The sequence below is a fragment of the Hymenobacter lutimineralis genome (genome assembly GCF_008271285.1).
Lineage (GTDB): Bacteria > Bacteroidota > Bacteroidia > Cytophagales > Hymenobacteraceae > Hymenobacter > Hymenobacter lutimineralis.
Window position 1 is genome coordinate 40511 of the sequence record NZ_VTHL01000025.1, and the last position, 15754, is coordinate 56264.

11 protein-coding genes, 1 tRNA gene and 1 pseudogene are annotated in these 15754 nt (G+C 59.3%); 11 read left to right on the top strand and 2 right to left on the bottom strand.

The window, feature by feature from the left end:
• The first annotated feature begins 73 nt into the window (after nt 1-73).
• The 10 genes and pseudogenes from FY528_RS18490 (at nt 74) to rplT (ending at nt 14532) form a co-directional block, all read left to right on the top strand.
• Nucleotides 74-1993, top strand: coding sequence for a DNA topoisomerase IV subunit B (locus FY528_RS18490; protein ID WP_149072511.1), 1920 nt, complete (start codon nt 74-76; stop codon nt 1991-1993).
• A 451-nt stretch (nt 1994-2444) separates the two neighbouring features.
• On the top strand, nt 2445-4982 hold the full coding sequence (locus FY528_RS18495; protein WP_149072512.1) for a PAS domain-containing protein: 2538 nt from the start codon (nt 2445-2447) through the stop codon (nt 4980-4982).
• Between the two features lie 59 nt (nt 4983-5041).
• Nucleotides 5042-5461: a response regulator gene (locus tag FY528_RS18500; RefSeq protein ID WP_149072513.1), complete on the top strand. Its 420-nt coding sequence runs from the start codon at nt 5042-5044 to the stop codon at nt 5459-5461.
• 501 nt (nt 5462-5962) lie between these two features.
• On the top strand, nt 5963-8734 hold the full coding sequence (locus tag FY528_RS18505; RefSeq protein WP_149072534.1) for a DNA gyrase/topoisomerase IV subunit A: 2772 nt from the start codon (nt 5963-5965) through the stop codon (nt 8732-8734).
• Between the two features lie 120 nt (nt 8735-8854).
• Nucleotides 8855-9721 carry a tetratricopeptide repeat protein gene (locus tag FY528_RS18510; RefSeq protein ID WP_149072514.1) on the top strand — a complete coding sequence of 289 codons (867 nt, stop codon included), beginning with the start codon at nt 8855-8857 and terminating at the stop codon, nt 9719-9721.
• 33 nt (nt 9722-9754) lie between these two features.
• Nucleotides 9755-10900 (top strand): tetratricopeptide repeat protein, encoded by a 1146-nt coding sequence (locus tag FY528_RS18515; RefSeq protein ID WP_149072515.1) that lies wholly within the window; start codon nt 9755-9757, stop codon nt 10898-10900.
• A 118-nt stretch (nt 10901-11018) separates the two neighbouring features.
• Complete coding sequence (gene thrS / locus FY528_RS18520) at nt 11019-12962, top strand: threonine--tRNA ligase (protein WP_149072516.1); 1944 nt, start codon at nt 11019-11021, stop codon at nt 12960-12962.
• A gap of 155 nt (nt 12963-13117) precedes the next feature.
• Nucleotides 13118-13675, top strand: a pseudogene (gene infC / locus FY528_RS18525) (translation initiation factor IF-3); the annotation flags it as partial.
• 176 nt (nt 13676-13851) lie between these two features.
• The gene (rpmI, locus tag FY528_RS18530; RefSeq protein WP_149072518.1) at nt 13852-14046 is read left to right on the top strand and encodes a 50S ribosomal protein L35; all 195 of its coding nucleotides are present in this window, start codon (nt 13852-13854) and stop codon (nt 14044-14046) included.
• Between the two features lie 141 nt (nt 14047-14187).
• Nucleotides 14188-14532, top strand: coding sequence for a 50S ribosomal protein L20 (rplT, locus tag FY528_RS18535; protein ID WP_149072519.1), 345 nt, complete (start codon nt 14188-14190; stop codon nt 14530-14532).
• Nucleotides 14533-14615: 83 nt separating this feature from the next.
• Here the strand turns inward: rplT and FY528_RS18540 are convergent, their stop codons facing one another.
• Both FY528_RS18540 and FY528_RS18545 read right to left on the bottom strand, forming a co-directional pair.
• Nucleotides 14616-15044 (bottom strand): hypothetical protein, encoded by a 429-nt coding sequence (locus FY528_RS18540; RefSeq protein ID WP_149072520.1) that lies wholly within the window; start codon nt 15042-15044, stop codon nt 14616-14618.
• Between the two features lie 81 nt (nt 15045-15125).
• Nucleotides 15126-15202, bottom strand: a tRNA-Met gene (locus FY528_RS18545).
• 137 nt (nt 15203-15339) lie between these two features.
• On the opposite strand from FY528_RS18545, the gene FY528_RS18550 reads away from it, so the two are divergent.
• Nucleotides 15340-15753 (top strand): START-like domain-containing protein, encoded by a 414-nt coding sequence (locus FY528_RS18550; RefSeq protein ID WP_149072521.1) that lies wholly within the window; start codon nt 15340-15342, stop codon nt 15751-15753.
• Nucleotide 15754 lies beyond the last annotated feature (1 nt).

The following is a 15754-nucleotide window of genomic DNA, read 5'->3' on the forward strand; positions in this document are numbered from 1 at the left end:
CTAGCGTAAGCTCGGCGCGGAAAAGGTCAATTTTCTGCGTTATTTTACCTCGCATACGTTTATTGGATTCCCGATGGCTGAACCACAAGTACTCCCCGCCCAACACGCCTACACCGAAGATAGTATCCGCTCCCTCGACTGGCGCGAGCATATCCGGCTGCGGCCCGGTATGTACATCGGCAAGCTCGGCGACGGCTCCAGCTACGACGACGGCATCTACGTGCTGGTGAAGGAAGTAATCGACAACTCCATTGATGAGCATGTGATGGGCCACGGCCGCACCATCGACATCAAAATCTCCGACCAGCGCGTGCAGGTGCGCGACTACGGCCGGGGCATTCCGCTGGGCAAAGTGGTAGAAGTTGTCAGCAAAATCAACACAGGCGGTAAATACGACAGCAAGGTATTTCAGAAATCTGTGGGCTTGAACGGCGTGGGCACGAAGGCGGTTAACGCGCTCAGCAATTATTTTCTGGTGCAGAGCGTGCGCGACGGGCAGATGAAGTCGGCGGAGTTTGAGCAAGGTGTGCTCAAAACCGACCCCAAGCCCCAGCCCACTTCCCAGCGCAACGGCACGCTGATGGTGTTCCAGCCCGACGATACCATTTTCAAGAACTACCGCTTCATCCCGGAGTACCTCGAAAACCAGGTTTGGAACTACGTGTACCTGAACGCGGGCCTGACCATCAACTTCAACGGGCAGAAGTACTTTTCCGAAAATGGTCTTGCGGACCTGCTGGCCCGCAAAGCCGATGCCGACAGCCTGCGCTACCCCATCATCCACCTCAAGGCCCCGGACATTGAGCTGGCCCTCACCCACGGCAACGACTACGGGGAGGAGTACTACTCCTTCGTGAACGGGCAGTATACCACCCAGGGCGGTACCCACCTGGCGGCCTTCCGCGAGGCCGTGGTGAAAACCGTACGCGAGTTCTACAAAAAGGAATACGACGCGGCCGACATTCGCGCCTCCATTATTGCCGCCATTTCCGTGCGGGTGCAGGAACCCGTGTTCGAGTCGCAAACCAAAACCAAGCTGGGCTCCCTCAACATGGGCGAGGATGGCCCCACCGTGCGCGGCTTTATCCTGGACTTCCTCAAGGAGCACCTTGATAACTACCTGCACAAGAACCCGGCCGTGGCCGAGGCGCTCAAAAAGCGCATTGAGCAGAGTGAGCGGGAGCGGAAGGATATGGCGGGCGTGAAAAAACTGGCCAACCAGCGCGCCAAGAAAGCCAACCTGCACAACCGCAAGCTGCGGGACTGCCGCTTCCACTTAGGCGAAACCAAAGATGCCGAGAAGGAGCAGCTCACCACCCTGTTCATCACCGAAGGCGACTCGGCCTCGGGCTCCATTACCAAAAGCCGCAACGTAGAGTTGGAAGCCGTGTTTTCCCTGCGCGGCAAGCCCCTGAACTGCTTCGGGCTGAAAAAGAAGATAGTGTACGAGAATGAGGAGCTGAACCTGCTGCAGCACGCCCTCAACATCGAAGAAGGCATTGAGCACCTGCGCTACAACCGCGTGGTTATTGCCACCGACGCCGACGTGGACGGCATGCACATTCGCCTGCTGCTGCTCACCTTCTTCCTACAGTTCTTCCCCGATCTGGTGCGCAACAACCACGTGTTCATCCTGGAAACGCCCCTGTTCCGGGTGCGCAACAAGAAAACCACCATCTACTGCTACAACGAGCAGGAAAAGCAGGCCGCCATGCGCCAGTTGGGCCGCAACCCCGAGGTTACCCGCTTTAAGGGCCTGGGTGAAATCAGCCCCGACGAGTTCGGCAAATTCATTGGGGAGAACATCAAGCTAGAGCCCGTCATTCTCCAGTCCGACCGCAGCATCCAGCAGGTACTCACGTACTACATGGGCAAAAATACCCCGGCCCGTCAGGAGTTTATCATCGACAACCTGCGCCTGGAAAAAGACCTCATCACCTCCGACGTGCTGCCCGTGAGCGAGGTAGCCGAAGAGGACGTGGCCTTTGCCTGAACGTTGTAGCGACGCGACACTGCCTGGTCGTTGAACAACCGGAGCCGCGCCGGCTACCCAACGGCCGCCAGGCCAGAAACACGAAGTGCCGCGTCTTGCCCAGTACCTTGCTCCCAACAACGCCCCACCCGGTCTCGGCCAGGTGGGGCGTTTGGCAATGGTGCGCACCGGTACCCCGGCTTTACCCGGCCACGGCCCGCGTTATGGGTTTCGAGCAGGGTGAGGCCGGCGGCTTTCAGGGCTTTGGGGGCGTAGGTAGCCAGGTTGGCGCGGCCCTCGGGTGGATGAGGTGCTAAATCTGCTGCTTCGGTGCGGTGCGGGGGCACCATGGGTAACAAGCTAAAAAGTATGGGATTCAGCTACGCCAGGCAGGTTGGGGGCACGCGGGAGGACCCGGCCCGGCCGCGCTTGTGCCCGCCCGTTGTATCTTTCCGAATTCTACTGTGTTCGTATGCCTTCCTTCCCGGTTTCCCCGCCTGATGACCTGACCCTGACGCTGCTGAATGTGTCCTTGACAGGTATCATTCTGTTTCGGCCGGTGCCGGGCGAGGCCGGGCCCGACGACATCGTGGACTTTGCCTATGACTACCTTAACCCGGCTGCCCAGCGGATGCTGCAGTTGCCGGAGCAGCCTGCCGATACGTTTCTTACCCTGTACCCCCATGCCCGGCAGACCGGTATTTTCGCCTTCTACTGCGCGGCCTACCACGCGGCCGAGGCCTGCCGCTACGACGTAAACTACCAGCACGACGGCCTGGATAACTTTTTCCGGCTCTCAGCCCAGCGCAGCGGGCCGCGGCTGGTGGTGAGCTTTACCGACACGGCTGACCACAGCCGTACGCCCGCCGAGCAGGCCCTGCGCGAAAGCCAGGCCCGGGAGCAGGCCGCACGCGCCGCCGCCGAGCGGGAGCGTAACCTGCTGGAGACCATTCTTACCCAGGCTCCCGTGGCCATGGGTGTGCTGCAGGGCGAGGAGCAGGTGGTGGTAGCCGTGAATGAGCAGATGAGTACCATCTGGGGCTACCCGCGGGCGCAGCTGCTGGGGCGCCCCTTGCTGGAGGCCGTGCCCGAGCTGCTGGGGCAGGGCTTTACCGAACTCATGGCCGACGTGGCCCGCACCGGTGTGCCCTTCGTGGGAACCGAAGTGCCGGCCCTGCTGCTGCGCAACGGCCGCCTGGATACCTACTACTTCAACTTCGTGTACCAGCCCCTCTACGACGCCGCCGGGGGGCTGCTAGGCGTGCTCGACCTGGCCGTGGATGTAACAACGCAGGTACACAGCCGCCAGGATATTCAGAACCTGAATGAGGAACTGGCTGCCACCAACGAGGAGCTGCACGCCGCCAATGAGGAATTCTTTCAAAACAACACCGAACTGGCCCGCACCCAGCTGCAGCTACAGCAATTAAACGAGGAGCTAGAAGCCCGGGTGCTGGCCCGCACCCAGGAGGCCCGCGCCGCCCGCGCCGAGGCCGAGGAGCATCGGGCCCGCCTGGAGCGGCTGTTTATGCAGGCCCCGGCCAGCATTTGCATCCTGGGTGGCCCCGCGCTGGTGTACGAGCTGGTAAACCCCGGCTATCAGCAGCTGTTTCCCGGACGCAGCCTGCTGGGTAAGCCCATTCTGGAAGCCCTGCCGGAAATAGCCGGCCACACCGTCTACCACACCTTTCAGCAGGTGTACGAAACGGGCGTCACGCACCAGGAGCTGGGTATGCTCATTCCGCTGGCTCGCCCCGAAGATGGGGTACTGGAAGACCGGTATTTCAACTACATCCAGCAGGCGCGCCACAACGAGCAGGGTCATATCGATGGGGTACTGGTGTTTGCTTTCGAGGTAACCGACCAGGTGCGGGCCCACCAGGCTCAGGAGGCCACGGCCAAGCAGCTGAAGCTGATAACCGACGCGCTGCCGGTGCTGATCAGCTACCTGGACCGGGAAGAAAAGTACCAGTTTGTTAATCAGGCCTATGAACCCTGGTTTAAGGTGCCGGCTGAGAGCCTGCTTGGCCGCACGGTGCGGAGCGTAGTGGGCGAGGCGGCCTACGCGCAAATCAAAGACTACATCGGGCGGGCCCTGGCCGGGGAGCAGCTCACGTTTGAAGCCCGCATGCCCTACAGCGCCGAGGTAATCAAGTACATCCACACCAACTATGTGCCCGATGTACAGCACGGGGAAGTGAAGGGCTTCTACGTGCTCATCACCGACATTACGGACCAGGTAGAGGCGCGCCGGCAGGTGGCCGCCGCCAACGAGGAGCTGCACCTGCGCAATGCCGACCTGGCCGCGCTCAACCAGCAGCTCACGCGCACGAACGTGGACCTGGATAACTTCATCTACACGGCCTCCCACGACCTGAAAGCTCCCATCACCAACATCGAGGGGCTGTTGCACGTGCTGCAGAGCATGCTCACTGTTTCGCCCGCGCCCGCGCCCGATGCCGCGCCCGTGCTGGGCATGATGTACGAGTCCGTAACCCGTTTTAAGCGCACCATCGGTCACTTGAGCGATGTAACCAAGCTGCAGAAGGAGCATGCTCAGCCTACTTCCGAGGTAGCCCTGGAGCCTGTGCTGCAGGATGTAGTTCTGGACCTGGCGCCCCTGATTTCCCAAAGCGGCGCCCAGTTGGCCGTGGACTTTGCCAACAGCCCCAGCGTACGGTTCTCCCCGAAAAATCTGCGGTCGGTGCTGTTCAACCTGCTCAGCAATGCCCTCAAGTACCGCCGTCCCGACCGCCTGCCCCGGGTGCGCCTGGGCAGCCACGCCGATGGCGACTACGTGGTGCTGACTGTGCAGGACAACGGCCTGGGGCTGGCGCCCGAGCAACTATCGGAGCTATTCACCATGTTCCGCCGCCTGCACAGCCACGTGGAAGGCTCAGGCCTGGGGCTATACATGGTCAAGCGCAGCGTGGAAAATGCAGGCGGGCATGTGTCAGTGGTCAGTGAGCCCGGAGCAGGCTCTACCTTTTCCGTGTACTTCCGGCGCTAGTTTTTGTAGCTTACCTTTTTACCGCCCCGAAATTTCCGGCCGGCTATACCTTCCGCTCTATGACTCCGCTACCATCCGTTCTGCTGATCGACGATGATCCGATCAATAATTTCCTCAACAAAAGCCTGCTTACGCGCCTGGGGGTGGCCAGCCACCTGCAGATAGCCCAGAGCGCGCACGAGGCCTTGCAGTACTTGGCAAAAGGCGGCCAGGCTGCGCCCGAGGCGGCACCGTCGCTGGTACTGCTGGACGTGAATATGCCCGGCATGAGCGGAATTCAGTTTCTGGAGGCTTACCGCCAACTGCCCGAAGTGCCGCCCAGCGTAGTGGTTATCCTGACTACTTCCCTGCACCCGCGCGACGTGCGCCAGGTAGAGGAGCTGGGTATTGTGCAGGACTTTTTAAGTAAGCCCCTCACCCCGGAGAAAGTAAACGGGCTGCTGCGAAAGCACTTCAACCGCCAACTGCCCGAATGCTAAATAGACGTGAGCTGCTTGCTGCAACCCGATAAAAGGCAGGGAGTGACGCAAAAGTAGCTCCTCGCATAGCGCCTGCTTAAATGGCAATTCCAGGGAATAGATACGTTGAAATATTACCAATGAAATTAGCTTGTAAATGAGGGGGCAAATGCCGTAATTTGAAGTAATGAGCGGTTTTAAGGCCAAATTCATCTTTGGAATATTGGTTCTTTTGGCTAAGAATTTTGGGAACTTTGCCAGCCTGCTTTGCCTTAGAGCTTATTGCGTTCTGCGCAGCTAACGGTACTTTTGATGACAACCCGCATACCCCTTGCCGACCAACCCCTTGTTTCGATGGTCAACTCCGACTCTCCGATTGATGATGCAGCCCAGCCCTTGCTTTTTGGCTCGGGCGACACGATGAGCTTTGAACCCACTGCGGCTGCGCCGGCCGCGGCCGAAATGGCCCTCGACGGAGAGCAGCCGGAAACCCCCGCCGAAACCCAGCAGCTCCTGCAGGAAATGGCCGCTGTCGATGCCGAAGCGTCGGTGGAGGAGGCCCCGGAGCCCGTAGCCGAGGAAGAACCCAAATTTGCCCCCGGCGAAACCATTCACGATGTAGCTACCGTGAATGGTATGTACCAGAACTGGTTTCTGGACTATGCCAGCTACGTGATTCTGGAGCGAGCGGTGCCGGCCATCGAAGACGGACTCAAGCCCGTGCAGCGCCGCATTCTGCACGCCATGAAGGAAATGGACGATGGCCGCTTCAACAAGGTCGCCAACGTCATTGGGCAAACCATGCAGTACCATCCCCACGGCGACGCCTCCATTGGCGACGCCATGGTGAACCTGGGCCAGAAGGACCTGCTCATCGAGACCCAGGGCAACTGGGGCGATATTCGCACCGGCGACGGTGCGGCCGCGCCCCGCTACATCGAAGCGCGCCTGAGCAAGTTTGCCTTGGACGTGGTCTTCAACCCCGACATCACGGAGTGGCAGATGAGCTACGACGGCCGCAAGCGCGAGCCTACCACGCTGCCCGTGAAGTTTCCTTTGCTGCTGGCCCAGGGCGTGGAAGGCATTGCCGTAGGCTTGAGTACCAAGATCATGCCCCACAACTTCCGGGAGCTGTGCAAGGCCAGCATCGACGTGCTGCGCGGGCGGGAGGTGCAGCTCTTTCCTGATTTTCCGACCGGGGGCCTCTGCGACGTCAGCAACTACCAGAACGGGCAGCGAGGGGGCAAAATCCGTCTGCGCGCTACCATCGAGAAGGCCGACAAAACCATGCTCGTCATTCGGGATATTCCCTACGGCACCACCACCACGGCGCTGATGGAGAGTATCGTGAAAGCCTCGGAGGCCAACAAAATCAAGATCAAGAAGGTCGTTGACAACACGGCGGCCGAGGTGGAAATACAGGTGCACCTGCCCAGCGGTGTGTCGCCCGACCTAACGATGGATGCGCTGTACGCTTTTACCGATTGCGAAATCTCCATTTCCCCCAACACCTGCGTTATCATCGAGGACAAGCCGCGCTTTGTGGGCGTGGACGATATGCTGCGCCTGAGCACGGGCAAAACGGTGCGCCTGCTGGAGCGGGAGCTGGAAATTCGTCAGGACGAGCTCAACGAAAAGTGGCATTCCGCTTCGCTGGAAAAGATTTTCATCGAAAACCGCATCTACCGCAAGATTGAGGAGTGCGAAACCTGGGCCGACATTCTCCAGACCATTGATACCGGGCTGAAAAAGTTTGTGCGCATCAGTGGGGAAAAGGAAAAAGCCAACGACACCCGCCTGGTGCTGCGCCGCGCCATCACCGAAGACGACCTCACGCGGCTCACGGAAATTCGCATCAAGCGCATCAGCAAGTTTGACGGTTTCAAAGCCGAAGAGTACATCCAGCGCCTCGAAGCCGAGCTGGCCGAAGTAGCCGACCACTTGGCCAACCTCACGCGCTACGCCATCAACTACTTCGAGGGACTGCTGAAAAAGTACGGCGCGGGCCGGGAGCGGAAAACCCAGCTGCGCACCTTCGACGTTGTAACGGCCCAGAAAGTAGCCGTGGCGAACCAGAAGCTGTACGTGAACCGCCGCGACGGTTTTGTGGGCTACGGCCTGAAGCGCGACGAAAGCGTGGAGTACATCTGCGACTGCTCCGACCTCGATGACATCATCGCCATCAAGCGGGACGGGACGTTTGTGGTCACGCGCATTGCCGAAAAAACCTTCGTGGGCAAGGACATCCTGCACGCCGGCGTCTACAACAAGAACGACGACCGGCTGGTGTACAACATGGTGTACCTGGATGGGGCCTCGGGCATTAGCTTCGCCAAGCGCTTCCTCGTTACGGGCATCACCCGCGACAAGGCCTACGACCTGACCAAAGGCACCAAGGGCACCAAGACGCTTTACCTCACGGCCAACCCCAACTCCGAGTCGGAAGTAGTAAGCGTACAGCTGTCTGATAAAGCCCCGGCGCGCGTCAAGCAGTTCGATTTCGACTTTGCCGAGCTGGCCATTAAAGGCAAAGGCTCCATGGGCAACATCGTGACCAAGCAGCCCATCAAGAAAATCATCCAGAAAAGCCTCGGCGACTCCACCCTGGGCGGGCGCGAAATGTTCTTCGATGCGGTAGTGGGCCGCCTCAACACGGCCGGGCACGGCCGCTACCTCGGCACCTTCGACACCGACGACACCCTGCTGACCGTGTACAAGGACGGCAGCTACGAGCTGAAAACGCCCGACCCGGCCCTGCACTTCGACGTGCCCAACATGGTGTTGCTGCGGAAGCTGGAGGCCGATACGGTTATCAGCGCAGTGTACGTGGAAGGCGAAACCAAGACGCACTACGTCAAGCGGTTCAAAATTGAAACCAGCACGCTGGAGAAGCGCTTTGCTTTTATTCCGGAGTCGAAGGGCTCCAAGCTATTGTGTGCCACCTGCTTCCCCGAGCCCGAGGTAGAAATAAAGCTGCAGCGCGACAAAAAAGCGGATAAGGAAACGGAAAAGCTGCCCTTGCACAGCTTCATCGACGTGAAGGGCTGGAAAGCCATGGGCAATAAGCTCAACTACTTCAAGGTGCATGGCGTGATCCTGCTCACCGACGAAGGCCCCGAGCCGGAGCGCCGGCAGCTGAAAAAGAAGGCCGGTCCGGCCACCATTCCCCGGCCGGCAAGCGTCGAAACCGGCCCGCTGCCGGATCTGACGGGGCCCGTCAACGTATCGGCGGCGGACATTGCCCAGGCGCAAGCCGTGCTTAAAACGCCCAAATCACAGCTCAAGCTTTTTTAATTACACTGCCTTTTCTTTGAAGCCCCGCCGACCAGCGGGGCTTCTTTTTTCGGGCCATTTCCGGAAACGGAAATTTCAGAACCCCGATAAAAAACGCAGCTTTGCGGGAAACCCTTATCCGTGGCTTCTCCTGCTCCCTGGCTTTTCCGGCTGCTGCCAACTGCGGGCCTTGTGGTCCTGCTCGCGGCGGGCGCGTGGCCGGCGGGGGGGCAGAGCAAAGCTCCAGCCGCCGCCCCGGCGTCGGCGCCCAAGCCCTCGGTGCGGAAGCTGCTGGCAGATGCTCGTGCCCTGCAACGCCAGTACCGCGACTCCGAAGCCCTGGATAAGTACGAGCAGGTGCTGCGGGCCGATGCCAAAAACTACGAAGCCCTCTGGCAGGCCGCCCTGCTCAACCTGCGCATAGGCCGCCGCTACACCGATGAAACCCGCAAAAGCGCCTATTTCACCATGGCCCGGGGCTACGCCGAGCGCAGCTGGGCGCTCAAGCAGGAGGGAGCCGAGTCGAACTACGCCGTGGCCCTGACCCTCTACGACCAGGCTACCCTGCTCCGCGCCAAAGACCGCCTGCAAGCCTACCGCGACATGAAGCCCTACGTGTTTCTGGCCGTAGCCCGCCGCCCCGACTGGTCGGAGGCCTGGCAGCTGCTGGGGCGCTGGCACTACCGCGTAGACCACTACAACCTGTTGGAGCGGGCTTTTAGCGTGCTGTTCCTAGGAGGCAAGCCTGGCGGGGCCAGCAGCCGCCAAGCCATTGATGCCCTGCAGCGCGCCAAGGAGCTGAGCCCGCAGCGCATGGAAGTGTATTTTGATTTGGCCCGGGTATTCGAAAATCAGAACCGGCGCGCTCAGGCCCTGGATATTCTGCGGCAGGCCGCCCTGCTCACCCCCGTTACTACCGAGGAGCTGGAAATCAGCCGGCGCTGCCGCAACCTGCGGCAAAAGCTGGAGCGGAAAGTCAGTCGGCAGGCCGCCGGGGCGCCAAAGTAGGAGCGGGGCTGCCGCCACTGTTATCTTTGCCCTATGAACACGCGCATCCTGGCTGATTTGGTAGCTGGCGGCGGCAAATATTGCCTGCTGCTGGCGGGTTTGTGGCTGGCTGCCGGCTGCAACCCCGAAGTAAGCGAAGCCCCCGAGGTGATGGTGCAGCTGGGCACCGTGCAAAGTGGCCCCGCTATTCAGGCTGAGGAGTTGAATGGGGCCATTGCCCGCCAGCCCGGCAACGCCAGCCTGTATGCGCACCGCGCCGAGTTTCGGCTGGATGCCGGCCAGGCCGAGCAAGCCCTGCGCGACATCAACCAGGCCCTGGAGCTGGATGATGCGCCGGGAGAGTTTTATTACCTGAAAGCGCGGGCTTTGCGGGCACAGGGCCAGTTGCCGGGGGCTCTGGCCGCCGCCGCCACTGCTTCCCGCCACGGCTACGCTTCTGCCTCGTTGAGCCTGCTAGTGGGGGAAGCCCACTTAGCCGCGCGCCATTATTCTGCTGCGTTAGACCACCTCGACCGAACCCTGCGTCAGGAGCCTACCAATGCCGGCGCCCTTTTCTACAAGGGCCTGGCCTACGCTGGCCTGCGTGACACGGCCCAAGCCCTGAGCTTTCTGCAAGCCAGCGTAAAGCTGGATCCGCATCAGCCGGAGACACTCCACCAACTGGCCTTCCTAGCTAATGCCAACCACCAGCCCCTGCTGGCAGCGCCTCATGCGGCCCGGGGCATACGCCTGGCCCCTACCTACGGGCCGCTGTATTATGACTACGGCCGGCAGTTTGATCTGCAGGGTGCCCCCGATAGTGCCCAGCAGTATTTTCTGAAGGCACTGCGCTTCGATTCTACCCTGTACCGCGCCGATTATCGGGTCGCCCTGGCCCTGTTCCGGCAGCGCCAGTACAAGGCCGCTATTCCCCACCTGCAACGGGCTGTTCGCCGGTCGGCGGGGCTGCCCAACGTGCGGCAGATGCTGGCCGAAAGCTACGAGGCCCAGGGAATGCACGAGCTGGCCCTGGCTCAGTATCAGCAGCTGGTACTGGAAAACCCCGGCAACCGGCACTGGACGTATAAAGTGTGGAAGGGCAAGGCCCGGGCAGCGGGGCAGCCCACGAATGAGCCGCGCCGGGAAGCCGTGGCTCCTGTAGCGCCGCTAAGTATTTCCCGCCCTTCCTCGGGTTTTTAAGCGGCTTTTTCCGTGCCCAGCCCAGCTACTGCCCGGGGCTGACTTCGCCCAAACTTTCGCTCATCTTTCTAACTTGCGGCCTCACGGCTGTTTGTATAGCCATTATCTACCCCATTCAATGCTTGATATTACCCTCCCCGACGGCTCGGTGCGCCAGTTTGTAGATGGCACCACGGGCTACGACGTGGCCGCCAGCATTAGCGAAGGCCTGGCCCGCAATGCCCTCGGCGTGCGCGTCAACGGCGAAGTGCGCGACCTGCACCGCCCCATTACGGAAAATGCCCATGTGGCTATTCTCACCTGGAACGACCCGGAAGGTAAGTCTACCTTCTGGCACTCCTCCGCCCACCTGATGGCCGAAGCCCTCGAGGCGCTGTACCCCGGCGTGAAGCTGGGCATCGGCCCCAGCATTGAGAACGGCTTCTACTACGATATCGACCTGGGTGAAGGCCGCACGATTTCCTCCGAGAACTTCCCCGAAATCGAGAAGAAAATTCTGGAGCTGGCTAAAAAGAAAAGCCCGTATGAGCGCCGGGAGGTGAGCAAGGCCGACGCCATTGCCCACTTCACCGAAAAAGCCGACCCCTACAAGTTGGACCTGCTGGAGCGCCTGGAAGATGGTTCTATCACGTTCTACACCCAGGGCGACTTTACCGACCTCTGCCGGGGGCCGCACATTCCGGATACTTCGCCCATCAAAGCGGTGAAGCTGCTGAACGTGGCCGGGGCCTACTGGCGCGGCGACGAGAAGAATAAGCAGCTCACGCGCATCTACGGCATCACCTTCCCCAAGGCGAAAGAGCTGACGGAGTACCTCGAAAAGCTGGAAGAAGCCAAGCGCCGCGACCACCGCAAGCTGGGCAAGGAGCTGGAGCTGTTTGCCTTTTCCGAGAAAGTAGGAGCGGGGCTACCCCTGTGGCTGCCCAAAGGCACCGCCTTGCGCGAGCGGCTGGAGCAGTTTCTGCGCCGGGCCCAGACGAAGGCCGGTTATCAGCCCGTAGTCACCCCCCACATTGGCGCCAAGGAGCTGTACGTGACGTCGGGGCACTACGAGAAGTACGGCGCCGACTCGTTTCAGCCCATCAAGACGCCAAACCCGGGCGAGGAATTCTTCCTCAAGCCCATGAACTGCCCGCACCACTGCGAAATCTACAAAACCAAGCCGCGCTCCTACCGGGACCTGCCCCTGCGCCTGGCCGAGTTCGGCACGGTGTACCGCTACGAACAGAGCGGGGAGCTGCACGGCCTGACGCGGGTTCGGGGCTTTACTCAGGATGATGCCCACATCTTCTGCCGCCCCGACCAGGTGAAAGAGGAATTCCTGAAGGTAATTGACATCGTGCTATACGTGCTCAAGGCCCTGGATTTTCCGGATTTTACGGCGCAGATTTCCCTCCGCGACCCGGAAAACAAAACCAAGTACATCGGGTCGGATGAAAACTGGTCCCGGGCCGAGGCAGCTATCCAAGAAGCAGCCGCCGAGAAAGGGCTGAATACCGTAACAGAGTTGGGCGAGGCGGCTTTCTATGGTCCCAAGCTCGACTTTATGGTGCGCGACGCCCTCGGCCGCAAATGGCAGTTGGGTACCATTCAGGTAGACTACAACCTGCCGGAGCGCTTCGACTTGGAGTACGTAGCTTCTGACAACTCCCGGCAGCGCCCCGTCATGATTCACCGGGCCCCGTTTGGGTCGTTGGAGCGCTTCGTAGCCGTGCTGATTGAACACTGTGGGGGCAATTTCCCGTTGTGGCTCTCGCCCGAGCAGTTTGCCGTACTGCCTATTTCGGAGAAGTACCAGGAGTACGCTCAGCAAGTATTCGACCGCCTCAGCCAGGCCGAGCTGCGGGGTACGATTGATGCCCGCGATGAGAAAATCGGGCGCAAGATCCGGGATGCCGAAATGTCCAAGGTGCCGTATATGCTCATTGTGGGCGAAAAGGAACAGGAAAACGGCATCGTGTCGGTGCGCCGCCACGGCGAAGGCGACCTGGGCTCCATGCCCATCGATGCCTTTGTGCGAAACTTCCAGGAACAGGTAGCCGAGATGATGCGGGGCGCCTAGCGCCCCGGGATTCTTCAGCCGTATTTCGCTCCCAGGTTGTTGCAATAGAAAAAAAAGCGGATATTTGCCCACTGATACGCCCGCCCGGCTTGCCGTGACGGGCGTATCAGTGCCAGATAGCCATATCTTTCACCTTTCAGTAGGAGGACTTTCCCATAGCTACCCCGAATCGTCGTTACGTACCTCGCCAGCAGGTGGAGGAGCCGTTCAAAATCAACCAGAAGATTACCGCCCGCGAAATTCGCCTGGTAGGAGAAAACGTTCAGGTTGGTATTTACCCCATTGAGCAGGCCCGCCGCATGGCCCAGGAGCAAAATCTGGACCTGGTGGAAATTTCGCCCACGGCCGTTCCGCCCGTGTGCCGCATCATCGACTACTCGAAATTCAAGTACGAGCAGAAGAAGCGTACCCGCGAGCTGAAAGCCAAGGCCACGAAGGTGGTAGTAAAGGAAATCCGGTTTGGTCCGAACACCGACGACCACGATTTCGCCTTTAAGCTGAAGCACGCCCAGGAATTCCTGAAGGAAGGCGCCAAGATTAAAGCGTACGTGCACTTCGTTGGCCGCAGCATCGTGTTCAAGGAGCGGGGCGAAATCCTGCTGCTCAAGTTTGCTCAAGCCCTGGAAGACCTGGCTAAAGTAGAGCAGCTGCCCAAGCTCGAAGGTAAGCGCATGTTCCTTTACCTGGCGCCCAAGGTTATTGCCAAGCCCAAGCCCGCTCCGGCGCCGGCTCCCGCGGCCAAAGCCGCAGGCAGCAAAGAGCCCAAGGAAGCCGCGCCAAAAACCGACCAGGAATAGGCGTTGCCAGCAGGTTTCTTAAGTGAATTTTCAGGCTAACCGGCCCTAGGCAGCCGGCCGCCGTAGTTGTTTTACCCTTTATTTCCTTCACAATGCCGAAAATGAAAACCAAGTCCGGCGCCAAGAAGCGTTTCTCGCTCACCGGCACCGGCAAAATCAAGCGTAAGCACGCCTTCAAGTCGCACATCTTGACCAAGAAATCCATCAAGCAGAAGCGTAACCTTACGCACGCTACGCTGGTTAGCTCGGCCGATATGAACCGCGTTAAAGACATGCTGAATCTGTAATAAATGGTTGATTGCTCGATGATTAGCCAGCTCTGACTGAACTGCTTAATCATTCAACCATTTGCCAATTTTTTCACCAGGCGTTCGGCTGAAACCAAGATGCGGAACTCCGCCGCCGACCGCCAAAAACTCCAGTAGGTTATGCCAAGAAGCGTCAACCACGTGGCTTCCCGCCACCGTCGGAAAAAAGTAATGAAGCTTGCGAAAGGCTATTATGGCCGTCGCAAGAATGTATGGACCGTAGCGAAAAACGCAGTAGAAAAAGGTCTGCTGTATGCTTTCCGCGACCGTCGCGTGAAGAAGCGTGAGTTCCGCGCTCTGTGGATTCAGCGTATCAACGCCAGTGCTCGTCAGCACGGCTTGTCGTACTCTCAGTTCATGGGTGGCCTGAAAAAGGCCGGTATCGAGCTCAACCGTAAGGTATTGGCAGATCTGGCTCTGAACCACCCCGAGGCCTTCAAAGGCATCGTTGACAAGATCAAGTAGGCATTTGCCTTCAAACAAAAAGCCCGGCTAAACCAAGCCGGGCTTTTTTGTTGTATTACTCAAGGTGTTTAGGGCTGTTGTGCTCAGGCGGGCTCGGCATTTTTACGGGCCAGTAGCAGCCAATTACGGGCCGCTTCAATATCCTGAAACAGGCACATTTCAAAGCGGGTACCCACCCGTTGGTGCATGGCTTCGGCGGAGGACTGCCCGAAAATTCCAGGGGCTACCACGTGCGCAAAGCGCGTGAGGCCGGCGGCCAGGGCTTGCGGCATCCAGTGTTGCTCTATCCAGTCGTTGGCCTGATTCCAAGAGCCGATAACCCCCCTATTATCGTTTAGGATGTAGGCACAGTTTGTTGCCTCAAGCGCCCGCAGAACGCCCTCGCAGCCCTGTACCACGGTATCCGTCGAAAGCAGTCCTTGCCAGTCATTGTAAAGCCACTGGTTGGCTGGATCATACTGCACCGTGAGGTACACCTTGCCAAATGAATTGGTATACTGCTGCTGGTCCATATATGCTGCTGACGGGGTACGCAATGAATAACCCTGAAAATGCGAAAACCGCCCCGGCACAAGCCAGGGCGGTTTTCGCTGTGGTAGCGGGGACGAGAGTTGAACTCGTGACCTCAGGGTTATGAATCCTGTGCTCTAACCAACTGAGCTACCCCGCCGGGTTTTTGGTGCCGCAAAGGTAGCCACAAGATTTGTAGCGGCGCAAGCGTTGGCGCAAAAAAAAACCCATTATCTTGCCGCAAACCAACGGTGCGGCTGTGCACTAGTTGGCCTTCGATTTGTTTTTCATCCGCTTATGCCGCTCTCCGCTACTCGCTCCAAACACCGGTTCACGGTAGAATATCCAATCAACGCTTCGCCTAAAATCTTATATCCATACCTGGCTAGCGCCTCCGGCCTCGGCCACTGGTTTTGCCAGAAAGTACGGCTGGACGAGCAACATCATTTTATCTTTACCTGGGATGGGCAAGACCACTACGCGGAAATGAACTCCCACCGCACCAACCGGTCGGTGCGCTTTGTATTCCTCGATAAAAACCGCCGTCATACCCCGGATGCTAATTTCCTCGACTTCACCATCGAGTCCTCTGAATTAACTCAGGAAGTCTTCCTACGGGTAATTGATTACTCCGAGGAAACCGATGAAATCGAGTTGCAGGAAATGTGGGATAATTTGGTACAGAATCTGCGGGAGCAGGTTGGCGGCTAAG

What these genes read in the sequence shown, in the direction of transcription:
- FY528_RS18495 (WP_149072512.1), top strand. Translation starts at nt 2,445, where the DNA reads ATGCCTTCCTTCCCGGTTTCCCCGCCTGATGACCTGACCCTGACGCTG.
- rpmI (WP_149072518.1), top strand. Translation starts at nt 13,852, where the DNA reads ATGCCGAAAATGAAAACCAAGTCCGGCGCCAAGAAGCGTTTCTCGCTC.
- FY528_RS18550 (WP_149072521.1), top strand. Translation starts at nt 15,340, where the DNA reads ATGCCGCTCTCCGCTACTCGCTCCAAACACCGGTTCACGGTAGAATAT.
- FY528_RS18515 (WP_149072515.1), top strand. Translation starts at nt 9,755, where the DNA reads ATGAACACGCGCATCCTGGCTGATTTGGTAGCTGGCGGCGGCAAATAT.
- FY528_RS18500 (WP_149072513.1), top strand. Translation starts at nt 5,042, where the DNA reads ATGACTCCGCTACCATCCGTTCTGCTGATCGACGATGATCCGATCAAT.
- rplT (WP_149072519.1), top strand. Translation starts at nt 14,188, where the DNA reads ATGCCAAGAAGCGTCAACCACGTGGCTTCCCGCCACCGTCGGAAAAAA.
- FY528_RS18505 (WP_149072534.1), top strand. Translation starts at nt 5,963, where the DNA reads ATGGCCGCTGTCGATGCCGAAGCGTCGGTGGAGGAGGCCCCGGAGCCC.
- FY528_RS18540 (WP_149072520.1), bottom strand. Translation starts at nt 15,044, where the DNA reads ATGGACCAGCAGCAGTATACCAATTCATTTGGCAAGGTGTACCTCACG.
- FY528_RS18490 (WP_149072511.1), top strand. Translation starts at nt 74, where the DNA reads ATGGCTGAACCACAAGTACTCCCCGCCCAACACGCCTACACCGAAGAT.
- thrS (WP_149072516.1), top strand. Translation starts at nt 11,019, where the DNA reads ATGCTTGATATTACCCTCCCCGACGGCTCGGTGCGCCAGTTTGTAGAT.